A 20389-nucleotide genomic window follows, 5' to 3' on the forward strand; every position below is an offset into this window, starting at 1 on the left:
CCGACAGAACCGTTGCGATCGCAGCCGTCAGCGTGGTCTTGCCGTGGTCAACGTGACCGATCGTGCCCACGTTCACGTGCGGCTTGGTGCGGGTGAATTTACCTTTTGCCATTTTTCGACTCCGAAAAAAACGTTTCCAACGTATGCAGATGGGTTGCAAAGCTGCCGTTGCAACCCCCAAAAACTGGTGCCCTTTGCGGGAATCGGACCCGCGACCTCTCCCTTACCAAGGGAGTGCTCTACCACTGAGCCAAAAGGGCATTTGTAACAAAGTTACGAATTCACATCGCCTCAACAATGAACCGAGTCTCTGGAGCGGGAGACGGGAATCGAACCCGCGTCATCAGCTTGGAAGGCTGGGGTTCTACCATTGAACTACTCCCGCATCGGGGGCACTCAAGGCACCCAAAGCGCGAAATCCAATCGCTCTTAGAAACCAAATTCATCGCTGGTGGAGAGGGCTGGATTCGAACCAGCGTACTCGTAAGAGGGCAGATTTACAGTCTGCTGCCATTAACCACTCGGCCACCTCTCCGGCGAACCTCGAAATATAGCACGGTTTTGTGACTACTCAGAAATCCAAGCATCCAGAAGATGCAGGGAAACTGATCGAGGCGTGAGCCCACGATTATCGCCCAACTTCACCCCTCCGCCCGCTGAGCCTCCCGCCACGCGCGCGCTTCGCCGAAGTGGCCGCAGCCGATGAACGGCGCGGGCGGGCGCAACGCCGAAAGAGGCGATGGATGATTCGACATCAGCACCTTATGGCGCTTAACGTCGATCAACGCTCGCTTACTCTGCGCATGCGAGCCCCACAGCATAAAAACAACAGGTTTGGCGCCGCCTGAAACATGCCGAATGACGGCGTCCGTCAGCACCTCCCAGCCACGTCCGGAATGGCTGGCCGGCTGTGCTTCCTCGACTGTCAGGCAGGTGTTGAGCAGAAGCACGCCATGCGTCGCCCACTTCACCAGACTGCCACCCGGATTCGGGAACGCCGGCGGCGGTGTGCCCAGGTCGCGCTGGAGCTCCTTGAAGATGTTGCGCAGCGACGGCGGCAGCGCCACGCCGGGCGCCACGGAAAACGCCAGCCCCTCGGCTTGGCCGCGCCCGTGGTACGGGTCCTGGCCCAGGATCACCACGCGCACGTCTTCTGGCGGCGTGAGTTCCAACGCCCTCAGCGGCTGTGGCGGAAAGATCACCGCCCCCGCATCGAGACGTTCGCGCAGAAAGCCCAGCAGCTTCTGCCCCACGGCGCCTCCAAAGAAATCGTCGACCAGCGGCTGCCAACCCGGCGCCACCGGCCAGTCAGCAGGATCGCTGCTCGACAGCTGATCGGGCCGGCTCATTTGAACAACGCAGCGAGGGCCTCGCCGGGTTCCTTGGCGCGCATGAACGCTTCGCCGACCAGGAAGGCGTTGACGCCGGCCGCACGCAGCGTGGCGACGTCTTCGCGCGTGCCGATGCCCGACTCGGTCACAGGCAAACGGTCGGCCGGCAGCTTCGGCAGCAAGTCGATGGTCGCCTGGATCGACACCTCGAAGTTGCGCAGATTGCGGTTGTTGACCCCGATCAGCGCCGTCTTCAGCCTGAGCGCACGGTCGAGCTCAGCCGCGTCGTGCACCTCCACCAGCACCGCCATACCTAGCCCGCGCGCGATGGCCTCGTAGTCCTTCATCTGCGCATCGTCGAGGCAAGCTGCGATCAACAGGATGGCATCGGCGCCCATCGCGCGCGATTCGTACACCTGGTACGCATCGACGATGAAGTCCTTGCGCAGTACTGGCAGGTCGCAAGAGGCGCGCGCCTGCTTGAGATAGTCCACACCGCCCTGGAAGAACTGCTTGTCGGTCAGCACCGAAAGACAGGCCGCGCTGATCTCGCCGTCGCCCTCGGCGTAGCTCTGGGCGATGTCGGCCGGAATGAAGTCTTCGCGCAGCACGCCCTTGCTCGGGCTGGCCTTCTTGACTTCAGCGATCACCGCAGCCTGGCCGGCGGCGATCTTGGCGCGCAGCGCACCTTCGAAGTCGCGCGTCAGCACGCGGCTCTCGGCATCGAAGCGCACGGCTTCGAGCGGCGCGCGCTTCAGGGCCGCAGCCACCTCCTGGCGCTTGACGGCAACGATCTTGTCGAGGATGTCGGACATAGCTTCTGGGGTTTCCGGTTTCTTGGGGCTCAGGCGGTCGTGGAGGCCTTGATCAGCTCGGCCAGCTTGGCCTTCGCCGCGCCCGACGCGATGGCGCTGCGCGAGCGCTCAACACCCGCTTGCACCGAATCGACCACGTTCGCCGCATACAGCGCCGCGCCGGCATTCAGCAGCACGATGTCGAGCGCGGGGCCGGCCTGATTGTCGAGCACACCGAGCAGCATCGCCTTCGACTGCTCGGGCGTTTCCACGCGCAGCGCGCGGTTGCTCGACATCTGGAAGCCGAAGTCCTCGGGGTGCAGTTCGTACTCGCGGATCTCGCCGTCCTTCAGCTCGCCCACCATGGTGGCGGCACCGAGCGAGATCTCGTCCATGCCGTCGCGCCCGTAGACCACCACCGCATGCTCGGCGCCGAGCCGCTGCAGCGCGCGCACCTGGATGCCGACGAGGTCGGGGTGGAACACGCCCATCAGGATGTTCGGCGCGCCAGCCGGATTGGTCAGCGGCCCGAGGATGTTGAAGATGGTCTTGATACCGAGCTCTTTTCGCACTGGCGCGACGTTCTTCATTGCCGGATGATGGTTCGGCGCGAACATGAAGCCGATGCCGCACTCCTCGATCGAACGCGCGATCTGCTCGGGCTTGAGGTTGATGTTCACGCCCAGCGACTCCAGCACGTCGGCGCTGCCCGACTTGCTCGACACGCTGCGCCCGCCGTGCTTGCTCACCTTGGCGCCTGCCGCGGCCGCGACGAACATCGAGCAGGTCGAGATGTTGAAGGTGTGCGAACCGTCGCCGCCTGTGCCGACGATGTCCACGAGGTGCGTCGTGTCCGCAACGGGCACCTTGGTCGACACCTCGCGCATCACCTGCGCAGCGGCGGTGATCTCTCCGATGGTTTCCTTCTTCACGCGCAGGCCGGTGATCAGCGCGGCCATCATCACGGGCGAGCATTCGCCGCTCATGATGAGGCGCACGATGTGCAGCATCTCGTCGTGGAAGACTTCGCGGTGTTCGATGGTGCGCTGCAGCGCTTCCTGGGGGGTGATCATGAAAAGTCTCCTCGAGAGTGAATCAGCGGCCGACGCGAACGGCGGGCGCGTCGGTGAACGCGAGCTTGAGGCCGAAGCCGATGAAAAGCACGCCGGCGGCGCGGTCGAGCCAGTGCATGCCCTTCTGCACGGCACTGCGGTGCGCCATCCAGCCTGCGGCCAAGGCCCACCCCACGTTGACGGGAATGGCGTTGAGGTTGAACAGCACGCCCAGCAGCACGAAGGCCAGTGCCTTGTTGTCGGTGCCGGGCGCAATGAACTGCGGCACGAAGGCCAGGAAGAACAGCGCAACCTTGGGGTTCAGCACGTTCGTCCAGAAGCCCCCGAGAAAGATCGCCCTGAGACTGCGCTCGCCGCCCGCATCGGCGGCCGCCTTGTCGAGATCCGCAGGCGGCGCCGCGCGCGACAGCAGCATGCGCACGCCCAGATACAGCAGGTACGCCGCGCCGACGTACTTGAGCGCGGTGAAGGCCGCCGCCGATGTCGCCATCAGCGTGCCGACGCCGACCGCGGCGGCAAAGATGTGAACGAAGCAGCCGGCCGTGATGCCCAGCCCGGCCACGATGCCGGCGCGCACACCGGAGCGCAGCGAATTCGTCACGACGTACAGCACGTCGGGCCCGGGCGTGAGGTTCAGCAGCCAGCCGGCGGCGATGAAAGCGAGCAGATGGGGAAGATCAGGCATCGCGTCCTCGCACCGCTCAGGGCTTGTTGAAGAAGGCGCGGATCGCGGCAACGGCCCGGTCGACGCCGGCGGCATCGACATCGAGGTGCGTCACGAAGCGCAGCCGGTAGAGCCCGGTCGCAAGAATGCCCTGCTGGTTCAGGCTCGCAATCAGTTCCGACGAACGCGCCTGCGCAGCCCCGGTGAGATCCGCGAACACGATGTTCGTGTGCGGCGCCTCGACCGTCAGGCCCTCGATGCCTTCGAGCCCTTGTGCAAGCCGCTGTGCCAATGCGTGGTCGTCGGCCAGGCGATCGATGTGGTGATCGAGTGCATGCGAAGCCGCCGCAGCCAGCAGCCCAGCTTGCCGCATGCCGCCGCCCGCCATCTTGCGAATGCGATGGGCGCGGGCGATGAATTCACGCGACCCAACCAACGCCGAGCCGATGGGCGCGCCCAACCCCTTGCTGAAGCACACCGACACGCTGTCGAAGCATTGCGCGATGCGGCGCGCCTCCGCGCGGATGTCGCTGCGCTTGTTCAACGCCGCCTGCGCGGTTGCCGCATTGAAGAGCCGTGCGCCGTCCAGATGCCGCTGCAGCCCCTTGCTTTTCGCCAGATCGGTCGCAGCCTGCACGTACTCGAAGGGCAGCAGCTTGCCGCCCAGTGTGTTCTCCAGCGCCAGCAGCCGCGTGCGCGCGAAGTGCGCGTCATCGGGCTTGATGGCCGCCTCGATCTGCGCCAGCGGCAGCGTGCCGTCGGGCGCATGGTCGAGCGGCTGCGACTGCACGCTGCCGAACACCGCCGCGCCGCCGCCTTCCCATCGATAGCAGTGTGCCTGCTGGCCGACGATGTATTCATCGCCGCGCCCGCAGTGCGAAAGAATCGCGCACAGGTTGCTCTGCGTGCCCGTGGGCACGAACAGCGCAGCCTCGAAGCCCAGCATCGCGGCGATCTTTTCCTGCAGCGCGTTCACGCTCGGGTCGGTGCCGAAAACGTCGTCGCCCAATGGCGCCGCCATCATGGCCTCCCGCATCGCGGGCGTGGGTTGCGTGACGGTGTCGCTGCGCAGGTCGACGAGGGAGGTGCGATCGGTCATGGTGGCTCAGTCCAGGAAGTTCTTGAGCATGGCGTGGCCGTGCTCCGTCAGGATGGATTCGGGATGGAACTGCACGCCTTCGATGCGCACGTCGTGCGCGAATCCGGTGTGCCGCACCCCCATGATCTCGCCGTCGTCGGTCCAGGCGGTGACAGCCAGGGCCTTCGGGCAGCTCTCGCGCTCGATGGAAAGCGAGTGGTAGCGGTTGACGATGAATTTCTCGGGCAGCCCAGCGAACACGCCTTCTTGCGTGGTCGTGATCTCGCTGGTCTTGCCATGCATGAGCTGCTGCGCGCGCACGATCTTGCCGCCGAAGGCCGCGCCGATGGCCTGGTGGCCGAGGCACACGCCAAGAATGGGCAGCTTGCCCGCGAAGGCCTCGATGGCCGCCACCGAGACACCCGCCTCCGCCGGCGAACACGGCCCGGGCGACACCACCAGCCGCGTCACGCCGGAGGCGATCAGTTCGCCAATCTGCTCCACCGTGATCTCGTCGTTGCGGTGCACCTGCACGTCCGCACCCAGCTCGCCGAAGTACTGGACGATGTTGTAGGTGAAGGAATCGTAGTTGTCGATCATCAGCAGTTTCATGGCTTGCTCACAATCCGGTGCACGCCCTTGACGACGGGGAACACGTTGAAGTTGATCAGAAGGCCCAGCTTGAGGCCCGAGAGACGCAGCGCGGCCAGCACCTGCGCGCGATGCAGGTCGGTCAGCACGTCGACCGCCTTGAGTTCGACGATGACCGATTGCTCGATCACGAAGCCCGCACGGTACACCTCGCCCAGCGAGCGGCCCTTGTAGCTGGCCGACAGCGCCACGTCGCGCGTGAAGCCGATCTCGCGCTCGGCAAGCTCGATCGCCAGCGCAGCGGCATAAGCCCCTTCGTCGAGCCCCGTACCGAGCACGCGCTGCACCTCGACGGCCGCGCCGATGATCTCGTGCGAGAAGTCGTTCTGAATATCGGGTGCGTTGCTCATTCCAGGCCTTCCTCGACCAGTTCGGCGGCACGCAGCAGTGCGCGTGCCTTGGCCTCTGTTTCTTTCCACTCCAGCTCGGGCACCGAATCGGCCACCACGCCGGCCGCGGCCTGCACGTGGAGCATTTGGTCCTTCACGATGCCGGTGCGAATGGCGATGGCCACGTCCATGTCGCCCGCGTAGCTGATGTAGCCGCACGCGCCGCCATAGAGGCCGCGCTTCGTGGGCTCCAGCTGGTCGATGAGTTCCATCGCATGCACCTTGGGCGCGCCGGTCAGCGTGCCGGCCGGGAAGGTGGCCTTCAGCACGTCGATGGCAGTCATGCCGTCTTTCAGCGTGCCTTCGACGTTGCTCACGATGTGCATCACGTGGCTATAGCGCTCCACCGCGAAGGCTTCCGTCACCTTCACCGTGCCCGTCTTGGCGATGCGGCCGATGTCGTTACGCGCCAGGTCGATCAGCATCACGTGCTCGGCGCGCTCCTTCGGGTCGTTGATGAGTTCTTCCTCCGCCGCCTTGTCGAGCTCAATCGACGCGCCGCGCGGGCGCGTGCCGGCCAGCGGGCGGATGGTGATCTTCTGCTCGCCCTCGCCCGTGTTTTCCTGGCGCACCAGGATCTCGGGCGAAGCGCCCACCACGTGGAAGTCGCCCAGGTTGTAGTAGTACATGTAAGGCGACGGGTTCAGCGAACGCAGCGCGCGATACAGCGACAGCGGCGACTCGGTGTAGCGCTTGCTGATGCGCTGGCCCACCTGCACCTGCATGAAGTCGCCGGCGGCAATCATTTCCTTGGCGCGCTCGACGGCCGCAAGGTAGTCGGCCTTGGCAAAGCTGCGCTCGGGCGGATGCGGCTGCGTGGGCTTCACGACGGGCGCGCTCACCGAGTACTTGAGCTTTTCCTTCAGCTCGCGTAGGCGGCGCTTGGCGCCGGCATAGGCCTCGGGCTGCTTCGGGTCGGCATAGACGATGAGGTAGAGCTTGCCCGACAGGTTGTCGATGACGGCCAGTTCCTCGCACTGCAGCAGCAGGATGTCGGGGCATCCCAGCGTGTCGGGCGGGCAGCTCTTTTCGAGCTTGCGCTCGATGTGGCGCACGGTGTCGTAGCCGAAATAGCCGGCAAGGCCGCCGCAGAAGCGCGGCAGGCCGGGCCGCAGCGCGACCTTGAATCGCTTCTGGTACTCGGCCACGAAATCGAGCGGGTTGCCTCTGGTGGTCTCGACCACCTGCCCGTCGGTCACCACTTCAGTGACGGCCTCGGCGCCGAAGCCGCTGGCTCGCAGCAGCGTGCGGGCCGGCAGTCCGATGAAGCTGTAGCGCCCGAAGCGCTCACCGCCCACCACCGATTCGAGCAGAAAGCTGTGCTTGCCGCCGCCCTGCGAATGGGCCAGCTTGAGGTAGAGGGAAAGAGGCGTCTCGAGGTCGGCAAAGGCCTCGGCCATCAGCGGAATGCGGTTGTAGCCCTGTGCGCTGAGGCTCTTGAATTCAAGTTCGGTGATCACGGATTCGTTCTCCAGTTGCCTGCGGCGCTCCTTTGGCCGGCGGCAAGGTCATTCACGGGTGGTCCGGCGTCGTAGTGTGTATCGACTCGGAACCGCGGGCGCACGGCGTGCGCCGTGCAATCAAACAGTCAGCGAAGTATGGCGACGCCAGGGCCAGGCTCCCCGGCTGCCTTCACCTGTTTGAATGATGTGATGAACGAACATATGAGGCGCGGAGTTTAGCCCACGAAATCGCCGAAGTGCGCAACGGTCGCCTTCATGGCCGCATTCAGGGTTCCCCCGAAGCCGGGAACGTAAAACAAAAAGATACATTCGCACGATCGTTCGCAAAATTCCAAGGAGACTGCGTTGACTGCTCTTTCGCTTCCGACCGTGCTCTTCTCCCGCCTCGCCCTGGCTGCCTGCCTTGCCACTGCCGCCCTCGGCGCCTCGGCGGCGCAGGTCGACGTGGCAGGTGTCAAGCTCGAAGACCAGATGGATCTGCGCGGCAGCCCCTTGGTGCTCAACGGCGCGGGCATCCGCTACAAGGCCATCTTTAAGGTCTACACGGCCGGCCTGTACGTGGGCAAAAAGGTGTCGACCACCGAAGAGGCGCTGGCCGCGCCGGGCCCCAAGCGCGTGGCCATCACCATGCTGCGCGACATCGACGCAAACGAACTCGGCAAGCTCTTCACCAAGGGCGTGGAAGACAACTCGCCCAAGAGCGAAATGGTCAACCTCATTCCGGGCCTGCTGCGCATGGGCCAGATGTTCGCCGACCAGAAACAACTGAAGACCGGCGACACCTTCACCATCGATTGGCTACCCGGCACCGGCACGGTGATTACGGTGCGCGGCGTGCCTCAGCCCGATCCGGTGAAGGAGCCGGCTTTCTTCAATGCGCTGCTGCGCATCTGGCTGGGGCCGAACCCGGCCGACTGGAAACTGAAAGACGCGCTGCTCGGCAAGCAATAAGAAGGGCCGTTACCGCAACGCGGCCGGCGCAAGCTCAGCCAGCGAATCGACGAAGCCATCGGCATCAACGCCGCGCACCGGCTCGCCGTGGTTGTAGCCGTAGGTCACGAGCACAACGGGGCAACCCGCGGCGCGTGCGGCGCGCGCGTCGTTGCTCGAGTCGCCAATCATCAGCGTGCGCGCGGGCGTGGTGCCCAGCGCTTCGCAGGTCTTCAGCAGCGGCAGCGGATCGGGCTTCTTGCGCTCGAAGGCATCGCCGCCGAACACCAATTCGAAGAAACCGTCGAGGCCCTTGTCGACCAGCAAGGGCTTTGCGAACGATGTCGGCTTGTTGGTAAGGCAGGCCAGCCGCAGGCCGCTTGCGCGCAGCGCCTTCAGTCCGTCGATCACGCCGGGGTACACCACCGAGTGCTGTCCGTTGATGGCGAGGTAGTGGTGCTGGTAGTGCTCCCATGCGCGATCGAACAAGGCCCGTGCCTTCGCATCGGCGGCAGCATCCGGCGCCAGCACATGCACGAGCGCCGAATGAATCAGGTGCTCCGAACCCTTGCCCACCATCGTCTCGATGGCGGCAGGCGCCACATGCGGCAGCGAGAGGTCGTCGAGCATGCGGTTCAGCGACGCGGCGAAGTCGCCGAGCGTGTCGACCATGGTGCCGTCGAGGTCGACGATGGCGGCGTCGAAGCGGGTGTGGTCGAAGCTAATAGAGTTCAAAACAAACAAATAGAGTTCAAAAAATTTCGAAAATCCTGGGTGAACACCCTGCGGGCTCGACAAGCGACAGTGATCATCCACAACGGCTGACGAAGTGCAATGCGCCTATGTTCGCTGGCGCACCGTCTCATGCCAGGAATGCGCCTAGCCTGAGGAGGCCTTCAAAGGATTCTCCATGAACCGTTCACTACTGACTTTGGCGCTGCTCGGTGCGTTGAGCTTGGCCGCGTGCGATAGACCTACTGCCGTGGTCGCCGTTCCAGCGGCACCCGTGGCTGCGCCCGGACCCGCAGGGCCTCCAGGTATCGCGGGTGCCCAAGGCGTCGATGGAAAAAAAGGGGAGCCTGGCAAGCCCAGCGAAAGCACTACTGTGATCGTCACACCAGCTCCGGAGACTCAGCCAGCGAAGTAAAGCGCGACAGACTTTGCGGATGTCTGACAAATCCCTTATCCACGGCAAGCAATTTTGGATCGCCAGATGCGTGCCACTGAACCGGAACGTTGCCTGGCGACCGTCGGCTACGCCAAGGTCGGTTTCACGGTGACCGGACAAACGCCCGAGCGGCGGTCGTAGTGCATCCGGGGAACGCGCGGGCTGGTCGAGCGCAACGCCATGTGCTATTTCCTGAAGGTGGATGGCTACCTCAGCGCGGCCAAGGACGCCGTCTCGCGCAGGAACGCCGGGGTACTCGGCCACGAAAAGTACCAGCAGTAGCTGGATGAGACCCATCGCGTCACTTACCTCACGCTCAAGGCGGAGGACGATCGCCACTGAGGATCGGCGGGCGTCCAGCCACCGCCCAGGGCCTTGTAGAGATTGACCATGTTGACCGACTGCTTCAATTGCAGCTCGACCCATTGGCGCTGCTCGGCATCGAGTTCGCGTTGCGAATCGACACTGGCGAAGTAGTCTTCCATCCCACTGCGAAAGCGTGTCTTCGAAATGGTGGCCACCTTGTCGAGCGACTGCACGCGCGCCTGCTGCGCTTCGAGTTGCGGTCGCAGGTGGCTGTCGGCAATCAGCGCATTGGCAGTCTCTCGAAGGGCCTGCTGCACGGCGTATTCGTAGGCCGCCATGGCGGCGGCGAGCCTCTCTTCGCTCGCGGTCAGATTGGCTGATCGCCTGCCCCAGTCGAAAATAGGCAGCGAGACGCCGAGCACACCGGCCCAGCTGCGATTTCCGCTGCTTAGCAGATTCGAAAATTCATTGCTCAGGCCTCCAGCCACGGCAGTCAGCGAGATGGTCGGAAAAAACGCCGCCTTCGCGCTGCCGATGCCCGCATTAGCGGCCTCGACACGCGCATAGGCCGCCAGCAAGTCGGGCCTGCGCTGCAGCAGGCTCGCCGGCAAGCCTGGCGGCACGTCGGCCACCGAGCGCTCGGGCCACGGCCGTTGCGTGCCCGTCGTCGCCGGCACGGGCTGCCCGGCCAGCACGCTCAGCCACTGCAAGTCCTGCTCGACGCGTGTGCGGAACTCCTCGCGCCGCACTCTCGCGCCTTGCACCAGCGACTGCGAACGGTAGACGTCGAGGTCGGCGGCTCCCCCAACCGCACGGGCTCGCGCGATCATGTCGGTGTTGCCGGTCTGGCGGGTCTCGTTGGCCTCGGTCAGGGCCAGCAAGGCGCGGTCGGCACGCAGTGTGAGGTAGGCGTTTGAAACTTCCCCGACCAGGTTCATCCGGGCGGCCGCGTAATCGTTGGCGCTCGCGAGCGCCAGCGAATTGGCCTGCTGCACGCCGCTGTCGATGCGGCCGAAGAAATCGAGCTCGTAGGCCGTGATCCCGGCCTGGATGCCGTAGGTGTTGGCCACGCGCGCGTTCGTCTGGCCGCTGGTGATCACGCCCGTGGAGCTGAGCGAAGTCGCCATGTTGCCGCGCTGGGCATAGCCGGCCACGCCGATCTCCGGGAAGAGCGTCGAGCGGCTGCCCGCATAGACGGCACGGGCTTCGCGCGCCTTGGCGGCGTAGACGCGCAGGTCGCGGTTCTGCGCGAGCGCCATGGCAATCAGCCCACGCAGTTCGTCGTCCACCACGAAGGCCTGCCAGTCCGGCGGCGCGGATGCCGACAAGGCACCGGGCGTGTTCACGGGCCATTGTTCCGGCAGCGCGACGTCGGCAGGCTTCAGCGGCGGCGTCATGTTGCAGCCGCTCAACACGAGCACGCCCACGACCACCATCACGAGCAGCGGCGCAGCACCCACGAAGGCACGCCGCATCGATGCCGGCAGGCGCAGCACGCGGGCCGAAGGCCAGCGCCAGCCTGCGCTCTCAAGAAAGGCCGCCATCGCGCGCCCCGGCTTCACCTGAACCGCAACATGGCTCGGCGAGACGCTGAAGACATGACGGATCAGGCGATCGCGGGTAGCCCCGTCGCTGGCGAACTGCAGTTCAGTGCCGCCGGCCACCTGAGCCCTCACGAAAGCAGGCACCCAGCCGACCTGATCGACATGAATGTCCAACGGCCGGCCGGCAGGCAGACGCCTGAGCAACGCGCTGTCCTGCAGCCGCGCACCATCCATCGCGATGTTGATGAACCGCGCGGCACCCACACCCGCGGCGGTGCGGATGCTGGTCATGGCCTCGCACGGAAAGCGCTCCTCCTGTTCTGGGCGCGGCCGGTCGACGCAGGCAATGAGCGCCGCGAGGCTGTAGACGATCGCGACGATGGTCCAGACGACGTTGAGGGCGTCGCCCGTCGACATCGCGCTGCCGAACGCCCCCCACGCACCGAATTCCAGTGCCACGATCAGGCCGCCGAACACGGCGACGAGATTCCAGTGCACCACGGTCTTCGATCGATCGAGCCCCTTCGCCGTGACCTTGAACGGCCGGCCGAAGGGTCGCAGCAGCGCGCTCGCGATGGTTCGCGTGACGGCCATTGCGACAACGATGTGCGTCACTTCGGTAAAGACCGGCAGGCAGCGACGTTGGCTGATCCAGTAGTTGTAGCCCCAGAACATCACGAGCGGCGGCAGTCCGTAGGCCGCGAACTCCCGCGGCGTGGCGTGAAACGCCGAGACGCCCGCATACCAATACAACACCGGCGCCAGCAGGATGAGAAGGATGAAGGGCTTGCCGAGCCAGTGCAGCAGGCCGTGCACGTAATGCATGCGCGCCGTCAGGCTGTAGCCCTTGGCGCGCAGCGGCCCGTCGCGCAGCAGCGCCACCTGAATGGTGCCCAGGCACCAGCGGCTGCGCTGGTTGATGTAGTCGATGATGCTCTCGGCCGAAAGGCCATTCGACAACCGCTCGTTGAGCCAGCGCGTGACGTAGCCTTTGCGCATAAGCAGGTAGGTCGTGTAGATGTCTTCGCACACGCTGCCCGTGGGAAAGCCGCCCGCTGCCGTGATCACGTCGCGCCGCACAATGAACGAGGTGCCCACGCAGAACGCCGCGTCCACGGCGTCCTTGGCGGGCTGCAGCACATCGAAGAACACTCGCTGCTCATCGACCCAACTGTCGGTGGCGCGCAGGTTGTGTTGGATCGGGTCGGCGTTGTAGTAGAACTGCGGCGTTTGCACCAACCCGACCTTCGGGTCGTCGAACAGGCCCAGCATGCGGTAGACGATGTTCCGGTGCGGCGCGAAGTCGGCGTCCAGCACAAGGATGAAGGGCGAGTTGGTTGCCGCGCCCGACAGGCGCAGGCCGTTGTTCAGGTTGCCGGCCTTGGCATGCGTGTTGTCGGGGCGCCGCGCGTAGTGCACGCCCTTGCGCGCGCAGTAGTCGCGCAGCCAGTCGCGGCGCGTGTCGTCCAGCACCCAGACCTCGACGTGCGGATAGTCGATGGCCTGCGCGGTCACGATCGTCTTCTCGAGCACGCTCAGGTCTTCGTTGTAGGTGCAGATGAACACATCGACCGCGGGCACATCGGCGCCGCGCTGGCGCAACGCCGCTTCACCCTTGTCGGCCAGCGCATGGTTGTCGCGGCGTCCGGTCAGTATCTGGATCGACATCAGCGTGTAGACGATCGAGATGAGCTCGAGCACCAGAAACACCCACGCAAACAGCGTGTCGAAGCCCAGGTCTGCCGGCGGCAGCGTTTCGGTCAATCGCCAGACCAGGTAGCGCAGCAGCACGAGCGCGGTCAGCGCACCGAAGAGGCGCCGGTGTGCGGCCCGGTCGGCGCGGGCCCAGAAGATCATGATCACGGCCAGCCCCACGACGAGGATGTTGATTCTGAACTCGGGTGTGTCGATCAAATCGGACATGGTGAAGCTCCTGCAACGGTTGTTTGTCCAGTGAATGGATTCCAGCCCGTGGCGGCCAGTGCGACCCATGCGGTGGCGCCCAGATGGGGCCACCGGTAGTAGTAGAAGTCTGCGTCGGCGGAGTCCGGCCCGATGGCGAGACCGGTGGAAATGCGCTGACTGGGCGTGGCGTAGTAGAGGCCGTTGTCGGCGCGTTGCGCTCCCAGCAGGCGCCACAGCGAATCAGGCACCGCGCCCTTGCGGGCCATCAGGGTGGCGGCCGCTTGCGCGCTGCCCTCGGTCCAGATGCCATCAGGCTGTCGCGAGAAACCGTAGCCGGCACCGCTGCGGTGATTGCGTTCGACCCAGTCGAGCGCGCGGCCCCAGACGCAGTGGCCTTCGGGTGCGGCAAGCAGCGGCCAGAGTTGCGCGTCCAGTCCCGATGCCGTGGCCGAGACGGTCGCGCCGTCGATCCCCGTACCGATGAAAAAGCGCTGCTCCGTCGGGCTCCACATGCGCGAGACGAACGCCAGCGCGATGCGGCCTTGTCGCGCGAACTCGGGCCGTCCGCTGATGCGTGCGGCCCAGGCCGCGGCCATCGCAATGTCGATGTTGTGTTCGGTCGACTTCCAGGTCTGCGCCCTTTGCGCGCCGTCCCACCCGTACCAGCCGCCGTTGTAGCCGTCGGGTTCGACGGTCATGCGCGTGCGCTGTTCGATCCAGGCCAGGAGCTGCTGTGCCGCAGTCGAATAGCGCGGCACCGACGTCGTTTGGTAGACGTTCAGCAGCAGCAAGGCGGCCCACGCCACGTTGCCCGTCGCTGTGCTCACTTGGTAGGCGTCGGCGATCCACTGTTTTCTGCCGGCGTCCCAGTGCCCCGGCAGCGCCGGCTTCCCGGCGCCGAGCGGGCCTGCGCGGTAGGCATTGTGCAAGCGACCCTGCAGCGCATTCGGGTCTTGTTCGATGGCGAGCACGACGGCATCGGCAATGCGCCGAGCCGAAGTCGCATCGCCACAGGCGAGCAACGCGATGCCGGCCAATGCGTTGTCGTAGACAAATGCCACGTTCGCAAGCATGGGCTCGAGCGACGGCTCCCCCGACTTCGTATCGCCCAGGCGGTAGCTCGCGAGAAAAAGCGGACTCGATGCATTGCCCACCTGATCGGACGCCACCGCGCGGCGCAACCCTTCGCAGCTTTGCCGCGCGAGGGATTGTTGTGCTTCATTGGTTGTCGGTGCAGCACAGCATGCGGTCGCTCCCGCCAAGGCAAGCACCAGCGAAACACGAGTCGGGAAATTCATGGGATGCCTTCCAGAGGTGGCGTCCAGGCGAATCAATCGATCAGGATCGCAGCTCGGCCGTGACCACCTTGCCCGGCGAGCACAGGTGGCGTTGAATGGAAGGCTCCGCCCCGCGGCCCTCGATTTGCGCCACGGCATAGACCGAGCCTTGCTCCGCGTACGGAAAAGGCACGCTGTAGCTGCTCTGCACCTCTTCCGATGCCACGGGCAGCAGCTGCGTCACGCGCGCCGGCAGCGATGCGCTGGCATCGTTCAGGGTGACGTCGAGCATCGAACCGATGTTCAGACGCTTGGCCAGCCGCGCCGTGAAGACCGCCACCACCTGCAGCCTGCTGCAATCGGTCATGCGTACCAGCGTAGCGCCCTCGGGCACGAAAGTGCCTTCGGCCAGGAGCACGGTGCGCACCTGGCCGCCTTGCATTGCCTTGACCTCGTAGGCCGCCAGCTTTTCGACGCGACGGCGCTCCGCTTCTTCGAGCGCAGTGACCTGCTGCAGTTGCTCATTCAGCGCTGCACTGTCTCTCTGCGCGCGCTCTATGCTGCGAAGCAGCGTCTCGCGGCGGCTCACCAGCGTCTGGTAGACATTGCCGTTGCTCGATCCCACGAAGGCGCCCTGGCTGGCGCTGGCAACGACCTGCCCCAGGCCTGCATAGGCCTGTTCCGCAACGCCTGCGCTCGCGCGCGATGTGCGCAGCTGGGCCTGCGCGGCGTCCATCGCCTGCGGGCTGATCGCGCCCTCGTCGAGCAATGCCGAGGTGTGGCGCACCTTGAGTTCCTGCTCGGCCACGGCGGTGAGCGCAACCTCCCGTTGGCGCTGAGCGATTTGATAGGCGTCCCGCGTTTGCGCCATCGAGGCCTTGCGATACAGGTTCACCTGTTGCTCCACGAATTTCAGTTCCTCGGTGTAGGCGCTGAACAGGTTGTCGAGTTGCAGCACCTGACCACGCAGCGCCAGGCGCTGCGTGGTCAACGTGGTGAGGATTTCACGATTGAGCGTGGGGTTCTGCACCGTCGCCACCACGGCTCCCGGCTCGATCGACTCGAGCGGATGCGCCGACATCCTGGTGACGACCCCGCTGATCGGCGACGTGATGAGCACGACAGGCGCTTGCAACACGGTGCGGGTTGCGCGCGACGAAACGAGCGGCATAACCAGCGTCGACACCATCAGCCACAGCACGAAGGCGAGCAGCGCGTAGCCGGCAAGGCGCGGCACGATCGAATCGGATGCGCCGCCAGACAGGCGGCCGAGCTGCCGGCGCCAGGCACTGGGCGGAGAAATCTTGATCTGTGAAATCTGCAGAGTCTTGGTCATGGTTACCCCTTGAGTTCACCCGGTGTGAAGCGCCCGAATCAACGAACGCGCGTGTCCCCAAGACTGAACTTTCTCTGCGCCGGCACCCTTCGGGGGCGCTCCGCATGTTCATATTGCAGTGCAGCAATATGCATGCCGAAATGAAGTCGTTTGACCTCAAAAAGAAACAGTGGCTGCTCTCAGAAAACATCGATCCATAAGCCGATTTCTTGCCGTCTGCCAACCGAGCGCATGCTTGCGACGAGGTCGCGTTGCAACGCTTGGCGTCATTTCAAATTGACACGTCTTTATGCTCGATTGCACCCTCGGCCCCGCTCGTTGGCCGTGAACTTCGCTTGCACCCGTACGGATGAGACGCAACATGCGGATGCCACTGGGCACAAGCGTTTGTCATGCACGCTGCCGGTGCGTTGGTCACCTCAGAAGCGAATCTTGGCGTTGCGTCAAAGAGCGCATAACGCAGCTTTCTGCGCGTGGTGATGCCCGTGTCCAGCGAACGTGAAGCGCTGCACGCATCGCGCTGCCGACGGCTGTTTTCGCTGCTCTACATCGGCGGGCTACGCGTGTCCGAGATCTGCAACGCCCGCATGATTTGAAGCCGATGGGTGGCCCTGAAGCTCCAGCACTCGTATCAATACACCGAGGTTCCGAACTCTCTGTGGCCTGGATGCCTCGCGCTTGCATACGTTGTGACTTCAATCTCGTCAGAGCGACGCAGCAAGGCGCATACGATCGGTCGTTCAGGAAGCGCGACAGCATGGTTGTCGATGTCAATGCGCAGCGTTTCGTCGAGAGTTGGTGTCTCGTTGCTGGCCAGCCGGGCCTCGATCACCCATACAACTGCGTCACGAAGAATCTTCGGCATGCTGCGCCCACTGAGGTAGGTACAAAGCAGAGACTCAGCGGTGAATTGGGAGGGAGTCATGGTGTCCTCCATTTGGAGGGAGCTAGAGACCGCAACACTACTGCTTGGGAAGAGTTTGAACCGTGCGGTAGCACACAGACCGAGAACCAGAGCCACGCAATGATCTGGTTGACGGCCATCCAGCGCTGGTAGGGGTAGCTTAGGCGCCCGCCCATCCAGGGTGGATCCTCGATGCTGGCGGGCTGTCACTGTCTAAAGCGCCTATGAGAAAAAGCTGTCTTCGGATCGAAGGTTCGGCCTTGGAAACTGACTGAATGCAGCTGACCCCAAGCAGCACGGCAAATCCTGAACTTCTAACGTTTCAGTGCCCGCTTCAAGCGGGCATTTTTACGCCTGTTCCGCGCACAGCCGGTTGCCGCATTTCCATCACGGCGATGGATCGTTCCTTTCTCACGAACAGATGCAGATATCTTTCTGCTCAGGTCAAGCCATTGCCCGCGTCTCTTCTGGACTTGTTCTTGAGGAAAGTGGCGCTCACTATGTGCGGAACCGCACAGACCAATTTCCTCGACTTTCCTAGCGTATCGCGCACTCATGGGAGGAAATTCAATGCCAAAGCAAGTCATCCACAGCGCGACTATCACTCTGAAGCTGCCGCTCAATACGAGTGCTGAAGAAGAGGCGGCAGCGTTGCAGGCCGCTGGCATTCCCCTCGACGCAATCGGTAATGCAGCGTCCGGCTTTCTGTTCGTTCGGTGCACGAGGGATTGGAAGAATCCGACCAAGATCTTTCGCTGGTTTGCCACCGACATACGGCAGGTCGCCCTATAGCCGAGGCGTGTGCGTCACCGCACAGACAATTCCTCCCCGGGCAACTAACGATGGCATGCACGCCCGCGAAGCAAAAAGCAGGCGACACCGGTTGCGTCTTCACGATCTCATTGCCGCGCCACTCGCTCCAATGACAGGCACCGCGTCGTTCCCTGCTTCAGAAGGACTCGCCATGGACATTCAATTGCTGATGCGGATCGAACGCATGACACCGCCTCGGTGGCTCACGTTGTCGGCGGATGTTGCTGCGGCAAAGCGGCTGGTTGCCAGCGGCATGATCGAAGCGACTCTTGACATGCAATGCGGGCCGAAAGCATTCGCGACGGAAGCAGTGCATGTCCACGCGATCACCCGCGAAGGCGCTTTGGCCATCGCCAACGAAAAATCCAGCTCGCGGAAGAAAACGGCGCTCCCGACACCGTGATTTGCGCTGAACGGCCGGGGTATTCGCGAGAAACCGATGTGTGCGATAGCGCACGAAAAATGCTGCCGCTGCCTATACTGAAGAAGACTCTGCGCCTGAACCCGGATCCCGATTCATCTCCAGAGCCGTCTGGAGGACGCGATGCCCATTGCGATCGACCCGAGAAGAAACCATCTGCTGGCGTCACTGCCCGATGCCGAATGGCAACGCTGGCGGCCGCAACTCGAAGCGGTGGAAATGCCGTTGGGCCAAGTGTTGTACGAGTCGGGCATGACACTGAGCCATGTCTACTTTCCGACCAGCGCCATCGTCTCGTTGCTGTACGTGATGGAGAACGGCGCATCGGCCGAGATTGCCGTGGTTGGCAACGAGGGCATCGTCGGCATCTCGTTGTTCATGGGTGGCGGATCCACGCCAAGTCGCGCAGTTGTGCAAAGCGCAGGCCAGGGCTTCCGGCTGAGGGCACAGGCCCTCAAGGACGAATTCACGCGTCCCCCCATCCTTCACCTGTTGCTGCGCTATACCCAGGCGCTGATCACGCAGATGGCGCAGACGGCGGTCTGCAACCGACACCATTCTCTGGATCAACAGCTTTGCCGTTGGCTGCTGCTGAGCCTAGACCGGCTGGACGGAAGCGAACTCCTGATGACACAGGAGCTGATCGCCAACATGCTCGGCGTACGCCGTGAAGGCGTTACCGAGGGGGCGCTCAAGCTGCAAGAGGCCGGGCTGATCCGCTACGCACGCGGTCACATTTCGGTGCTGAATCGACGGGGCCTGGAGCAACGCACCTGCGAATGCTACGCGGTGGTCAAGAAGGAATACGACCGACTTCTGCCGAACAGGGTCGCGGCGTAGGCGGTCCGGGCGGTCACGACCGGCATCTGCGGACGCCAGCACGTTGTGTTCGCTATCGAACAGTGAATTTTCAGCGCAGGTTGCAGACTCGTTCGGACTGCCAACGCACTGGAGGGCGAGATTGACCGCCGTCGAGAATCATCTGATCGAACTGCTTCCCGCGAAGGACCGGCGGCGCTTCCTCGCCATCTGCGAACCCACTCCATTGATCTTGGCCGATGTGCTCTGCTCGCCCGGCGAGTACACGCGCTACGCCTATTTCCCCGCGGAAGGCTTCATTTCGCTGCTGACGTTGACCGGCGGCAGCCCCGAGCTCGAAGTCGGGATGGTCGGGCGCGAGGGCATGCTGGGCGCGCAAATCGTGCTGGGGGTGGGCACAACGCCCCTGCGTGCGGTTGTGCAAGGTGCGGGGACGGCATGGCGCGTCGACGCGGGTGCCTTCCGAAAGGAGCTCGAACGCAGCGCGGCCTTGCAGCGCGTGCTGAATCGCTACCTCTACGTGCTGATGGCCCAGCTGACAACCTCCGCCGCATGTCTTCGCTTCCACCAGATTGGCCCACGTCTGGCCCGGTGGCTGCTGATGAGCCAGGACCGCGCCCACTCCGACAGCTTTCGCGTGACGCATGAATTCCTGGCCTACATGCTCGGCGTGCGACGGGTAGGCATCACCGTGGCCGCCAACGCCCTGCAGCACAGCGGGCTGATTGCTTACCACCGTGGCGATCTCAAGGTGCTCGATCGCAGCGGCCTGGAAGCGGCAGCGTGCGGTTGCTACGCGGCCGATCGGAAGGCCTACGCCGACACGCTGGATTGACGCCAGCGGTCAGACAGCCAGGCAGTGCATTCCAGTTTGTTCGATAGCGAACAGACTGGAATGCGCTGCCTTGGTAACTTGATATCAAGCAAGCACCTAGGAGTGAATCATGAGCATTGGCACCATTCTTCTGATCATCCTGATCCTCGTTCTGGTCGGGGCGTTTCCATCGTGGCCGCACAGCCGCAGCTGGGGTTACGGTCCGAGTGGAATTCTCGGCATCGTCGTACTCGTAGTGATCGTCTTGTTGTTGACTGGACGCATCTAGCACTGCGGTACACGCGAGTTCATCGCCCAGAGACGTCAACCTGCACCGACGGGAGCATTCGCAATGCCCATGCAATTGCTCGAGCGACTTTGCTCCGCAGATATGCCAGTGACCATCGATGCGCATGAGGACATCGAGAAGTGTGACTTGCTGCGCGCTGCAAGGCTGATAGAGGCAGATCTTCCGCCGTTCATGCACTACCAGGGGCGAACGATTTACTCCGGTCAAGCCACGGTGATGCGGGTGACGGCCAGGGGCGAAGCGGCCTTGAAGATGCGAGCGTTCTCGCTGTTGAACTCGACGCAACGCTCTCCCGATCTGGTGGCGTCGGACGCCCGGTGACGGGGCGAGTTTGGCTGCTGCACCAACAAGCTGATGCGGTGTCTACCTACAACAGGGTCTCCTCGAAAGCACGACCTT

21 protein-coding genes and 3 tRNA genes are annotated in these 20389 nt (G+C 63.9%); 7 read left to right on the forward strand and 17 right to left on the reverse strand.

Translation table 11 applies throughout. The features are described from left to right. The 12 genes from ACSFBF_RS29630 to trpE all read right to left on the reverse strand — a co-directional run. Positions 1–112, reverse strand: a 112-nt coding sequence (locus ACSFBF_RS29630) for a GTP-binding protein (RefSeq protein WP_435460540.1), incomplete at its 3' end; no start/stop codon positions are given. A 73-nt stretch (positions 113–185) separates the two neighbouring features. Beyond that, positions 186–260, reverse strand: a tRNA-Thr gene (locus tag ACSFBF_RS29635). A gap of 51 nt (positions 261–311) precedes the next feature. Further along, a tRNA-Gly gene (locus ACSFBF_RS29640) sits at positions 312–385 on the reverse strand. Between the two features lie 64 nt (positions 386–449). Continuing rightward, positions 450–535: transfer RNA gene (locus tag ACSFBF_RS29645), tRNA-Tyr, on the reverse strand. Between the two features lie 106 nt (positions 536–641). Next, on the reverse strand, positions 642–1349 hold the full coding sequence (locus ACSFBF_RS29650) for a uracil-DNA glycosylase (protein WP_435473259.1): 708 nt from the start codon (positions 1347–1349) through the stop codon (positions 642–644). Next, on the reverse strand, positions 1346–2146 hold the full coding sequence (gene trpC / locus ACSFBF_RS29655; protein WP_435473261.1) for an indole-3-glycerol phosphate synthase TrpC: 801 nt from the start codon (positions 2144–2146) through the stop codon (positions 1346–1348). Before trpC ends, ACSFBF_RS29650 begins: the two co-directional genes overlap by 4 nt. Before the next feature lie 29 nt (positions 2147–2175). Further along, positions 2176–3198 (reverse strand): anthranilate phosphoribosyltransferase, encoded by a 1023-nt coding sequence (gene trpD / locus ACSFBF_RS29660; RefSeq protein ID WP_435473263.1) that lies wholly within the window; start codon positions 3196–3198, stop codon positions 2176–2178. A gap of 22 nt (positions 3199–3220) precedes the next feature. Further along, positions 3221–3883 (reverse strand): LysE family translocator, encoded by a 663-nt coding sequence (locus tag ACSFBF_RS29665; protein WP_435473265.1) that lies wholly within the window; start codon positions 3881–3883, stop codon positions 3221–3223. 16 nt (positions 3884–3899) lie between these two features. Then, positions 3900–4961 carry a low-specificity L-threonine aldolase gene (gene ltaE, locus ACSFBF_RS29670; RefSeq protein ID WP_435473267.1) on the reverse strand — a complete coding sequence of 354 codons (1062 nt, stop codon included), beginning with the start codon at positions 4959–4961 and terminating at the stop codon, positions 3900–3902. A gap of 6 nt (positions 4962–4967) precedes the next feature. Further along, on the reverse strand, positions 4968–5552 hold the full coding sequence (locus tag ACSFBF_RS29675) for an aminodeoxychorismate/anthranilate synthase component II (protein WP_093058808.1): 585 nt from the start codon (positions 5550–5552) through the stop codon (positions 4968–4970). After that, positions 5549–5941 carry a GxxExxY protein gene (locus ACSFBF_RS29680; protein ID WP_056514741.1) on the reverse strand — a complete coding sequence of 131 codons (393 nt, stop codon included), beginning with the start codon at positions 5939–5941 and terminating at the stop codon, positions 5549–5551. The genes ACSFBF_RS29675 and ACSFBF_RS29680 overlap by 4 nt, the downstream gene beginning before the upstream one ends. Continuing rightward, positions 5938–7440 carry an anthranilate synthase component I gene (trpE, locus tag ACSFBF_RS29685; RefSeq protein ID WP_435473270.1) on the reverse strand — a complete coding sequence of 501 codons (1503 nt, stop codon included), beginning with the start codon at positions 7438–7440 and terminating at the stop codon, positions 5938–5940. The genes ACSFBF_RS29680 and trpE overlap by 4 nt, the downstream gene beginning before the upstream one ends. A 348-nt stretch (positions 7441–7788) precedes the next feature. Here trpE and ACSFBF_RS29690 point away from each other — a divergent pair, with 348 nt between their 5' ends. Beyond that, complete coding sequence (locus ACSFBF_RS29690; protein ID WP_258351455.1) at positions 7789–8394, forward strand: chalcone isomerase family protein; 606 nt, start codon at positions 7789–7791, stop codon at positions 8392–8394. Between the two features lie 9 nt (positions 8395–8403). On the opposite strand, the gene ACSFBF_RS29695 is transcribed toward ACSFBF_RS29690, so the two are convergent. The 5 genes from ACSFBF_RS29695 to ACSFBF_RS29715 all read right to left on the reverse strand — a co-directional run bounded on the left by ACSFBF_RS29695 (position 8404) and on the right by ACSFBF_RS29715 (position 16834). Next, positions 8404–9108: a phosphoglycolate phosphatase gene (locus ACSFBF_RS29695; protein WP_435473272.1), complete on the reverse strand. Its 705-nt coding sequence runs from the start codon at positions 9106–9108 to the stop codon at positions 8404–8406. A 738-nt stretch (positions 9109–9846) separates the two neighbouring features. Next, positions 9847–13314: an efflux transporter outer membrane subunit gene (locus ACSFBF_RS29700; protein ID WP_435473274.1), complete on the reverse strand. Its 3468-nt coding sequence runs from the start codon at positions 13312–13314 to the stop codon at positions 9847–9849. After that, a complete protein-coding gene (locus tag ACSFBF_RS29705) occupies positions 13302–14594 on the reverse strand; it encodes a hypothetical protein (protein ID WP_435473276.1) in 1293 nt (430 codons plus the stop codon). Before ACSFBF_RS29705 ends, ACSFBF_RS29700 begins: the two co-directional genes overlap by 13 nt. A gap of 40 nt (positions 14595–14634) precedes the next feature. Beyond that, the gene (locus ACSFBF_RS29710; protein WP_435473278.1) at positions 14635–15909 is read right to left on the reverse strand and encodes an HlyD family secretion protein; all 1275 of its coding nucleotides are present in this window, start codon (positions 15907–15909) and stop codon (positions 14635–14637) included. A gap of 631 nt (positions 15910–16540) precedes the next feature. Then, positions 16541–16834: a hypothetical protein gene (locus tag ACSFBF_RS29715; RefSeq protein WP_435473280.1), complete on the reverse strand. Its 294-nt coding sequence runs from the start codon at positions 16832–16834 to the stop codon at positions 16541–16543. 549 nt (positions 16835–17383) lie between these two features. Between ACSFBF_RS29715 and ACSFBF_RS29720 the strand changes: the two genes are divergently transcribed. The 6 genes from ACSFBF_RS29720 (at position 17384) to ACSFBF_RS29745 (ending at position 20311) form a co-directional block, all read left to right on the forward strand. Further along, positions 17384–17605, forward strand: coding sequence for a hypothetical protein (locus tag ACSFBF_RS29720; RefSeq protein ID WP_435473282.1), 222 nt, complete (start codon positions 17384–17386; stop codon positions 17603–17605). A 172-nt stretch (positions 17606–17777) separates the two neighbouring features. Continuing rightward, positions 17778–18029: a hypothetical protein gene (locus tag ACSFBF_RS29725; protein WP_435473283.1), complete on the forward strand. Its 252-nt coding sequence runs from the start codon at positions 17778–17780 to the stop codon at positions 18027–18029. 141 nt (positions 18030–18170) lie between these two features. Further along, positions 18171–18887 (forward strand): Crp/Fnr family transcriptional regulator, encoded by a 717-nt coding sequence (locus ACSFBF_RS29730; RefSeq protein WP_435473285.1) that lies wholly within the window; start codon positions 18171–18173, stop codon positions 18885–18887. A 121-nt stretch (positions 18888–19008) separates the two neighbouring features. Beyond that, positions 19009–19701 carry a Crp/Fnr family transcriptional regulator gene (locus ACSFBF_RS29735; protein ID WP_435473287.1) on the forward strand — a complete coding sequence of 231 codons (693 nt, stop codon included), beginning with the start codon at positions 19009–19011 and terminating at the stop codon, positions 19699–19701. A gap of 109 nt (positions 19702–19810) precedes the next feature. Next, positions 19811–19969 (forward strand): DUF3309 family protein, encoded by a 159-nt coding sequence (locus ACSFBF_RS29740; RefSeq protein WP_435473289.1) that lies wholly within the window; start codon positions 19811–19813, stop codon positions 19967–19969. A gap of 63 nt (positions 19970–20032) precedes the next feature. After that, entirely contained in the window at positions 20033–20311 is a 279-nt protein-coding gene (locus tag ACSFBF_RS29745) for a hypothetical protein (RefSeq protein WP_435473291.1), read from the forward strand. Positions 20312–20389: the final 78 nt, after the last annotated feature.

The organism is Variovorax nivicola (assembly GCF_051216475.1).
In the GTDB taxonomy this organism is placed as follows: domain Bacteria; phylum Pseudomonadota; class Gammaproteobacteria; order Burkholderiales; family Burkholderiaceae_C; genus Variovorax.

Bases quoted from the DNA above. Each gene is read 5' to 3' on its own strand.
- ACSFBF_RS29650 (WP_435473259.1), bottom strand. From the start codon at position 1,349: ATGAGCCGGCCCGATCAGCTGTCGAGCAGCGATCCTGCTGACTGGCCG.
- trpC (WP_435473261.1), bottom strand. From the start codon at position 2,146: ATGTCCGACATCCTCGACAAGATCGTTGCCGTCAAGCGCCAGGAGGTG.
- trpD (WP_435473263.1), bottom strand. From the start codon at position 3,198: ATGATCACCCCCCAGGAAGCGCTGCAGCGCACCATCGAACACCGCGAA.
- ACSFBF_RS29665 (WP_435473265.1), bottom strand. From the start codon at position 3,883: ATGCCTGATCTTCCCCATCTGCTCGCTTTCATCGCCGCCGGCTGGCTG.
- ltaE (WP_435473267.1), bottom strand. From the start codon at position 4,961: ATGACCGATCGCACCTCCCTCGTCGACCTGCGCAGCGACACCGTCACG.
- ACSFBF_RS29675 (WP_093058808.1), bottom strand. From the start codon at position 5,552: ATGAAACTGCTGATGATCGACAACTACGATTCCTTCACCTACAACATC.
- ACSFBF_RS29680 (WP_056514741.1), bottom strand. From the start codon at position 5,941: ATGAGCAACGCACCCGATATTCAGAACGACTTCTCGCACGAGATCATC.
- ACSFBF_RS29700 (WP_435473274.1), bottom strand. From the start codon at position 13,314: ATGTCCGATTTGATCGACACACCCGAGTTCAGAATCAACATCCTCGTC.
- ACSFBF_RS29705 (WP_435473276.1), bottom strand. From the start codon at position 14,594: ATGAATTTCCCGACTCGTGTTTCGCTGGTGCTTGCCTTGGCGGGAGCG.
- ACSFBF_RS29710 (WP_435473278.1), bottom strand. From the start codon at position 15,909: ATGACCAAGACTCTGCAGATTTCACAGATCAAGATTTCTCCGCCCAGT.
- ACSFBF_RS29715 (WP_435473280.1), bottom strand. From the start codon at position 16,834: ATGACTCCCTCCCAATTCACCGCTGAGTCTCTGCTTTGTACCTACCTC.
- ACSFBF_RS29720 (WP_435473282.1), top strand. From the start codon at position 17,384: ATGCCAAAGCAAGTCATCCACAGCGCGACTATCACTCTGAAGCTGCCG.
- ACSFBF_RS29725 (WP_435473283.1), top strand. From the start codon at position 17,778: ATGGACATTCAATTGCTGATGCGGATCGAACGCATGACACCGCCTCGG.
- ACSFBF_RS29730 (WP_435473285.1), top strand. From the start codon at position 18,171: ATGCCCATTGCGATCGACCCGAGAAGAAACCATCTGCTGGCGTCACTG.
- ACSFBF_RS29740 (WP_435473289.1), top strand. From the start codon at position 19,811: ATGAGCATTGGCACCATTCTTCTGATCATCCTGATCCTCGTTCTGGTC.
- ACSFBF_RS29745 (WP_435473291.1), top strand. From the start codon at position 20,033: ATGCCCATGCAATTGCTCGAGCGACTTTGCTCCGCAGATATGCCAGTG.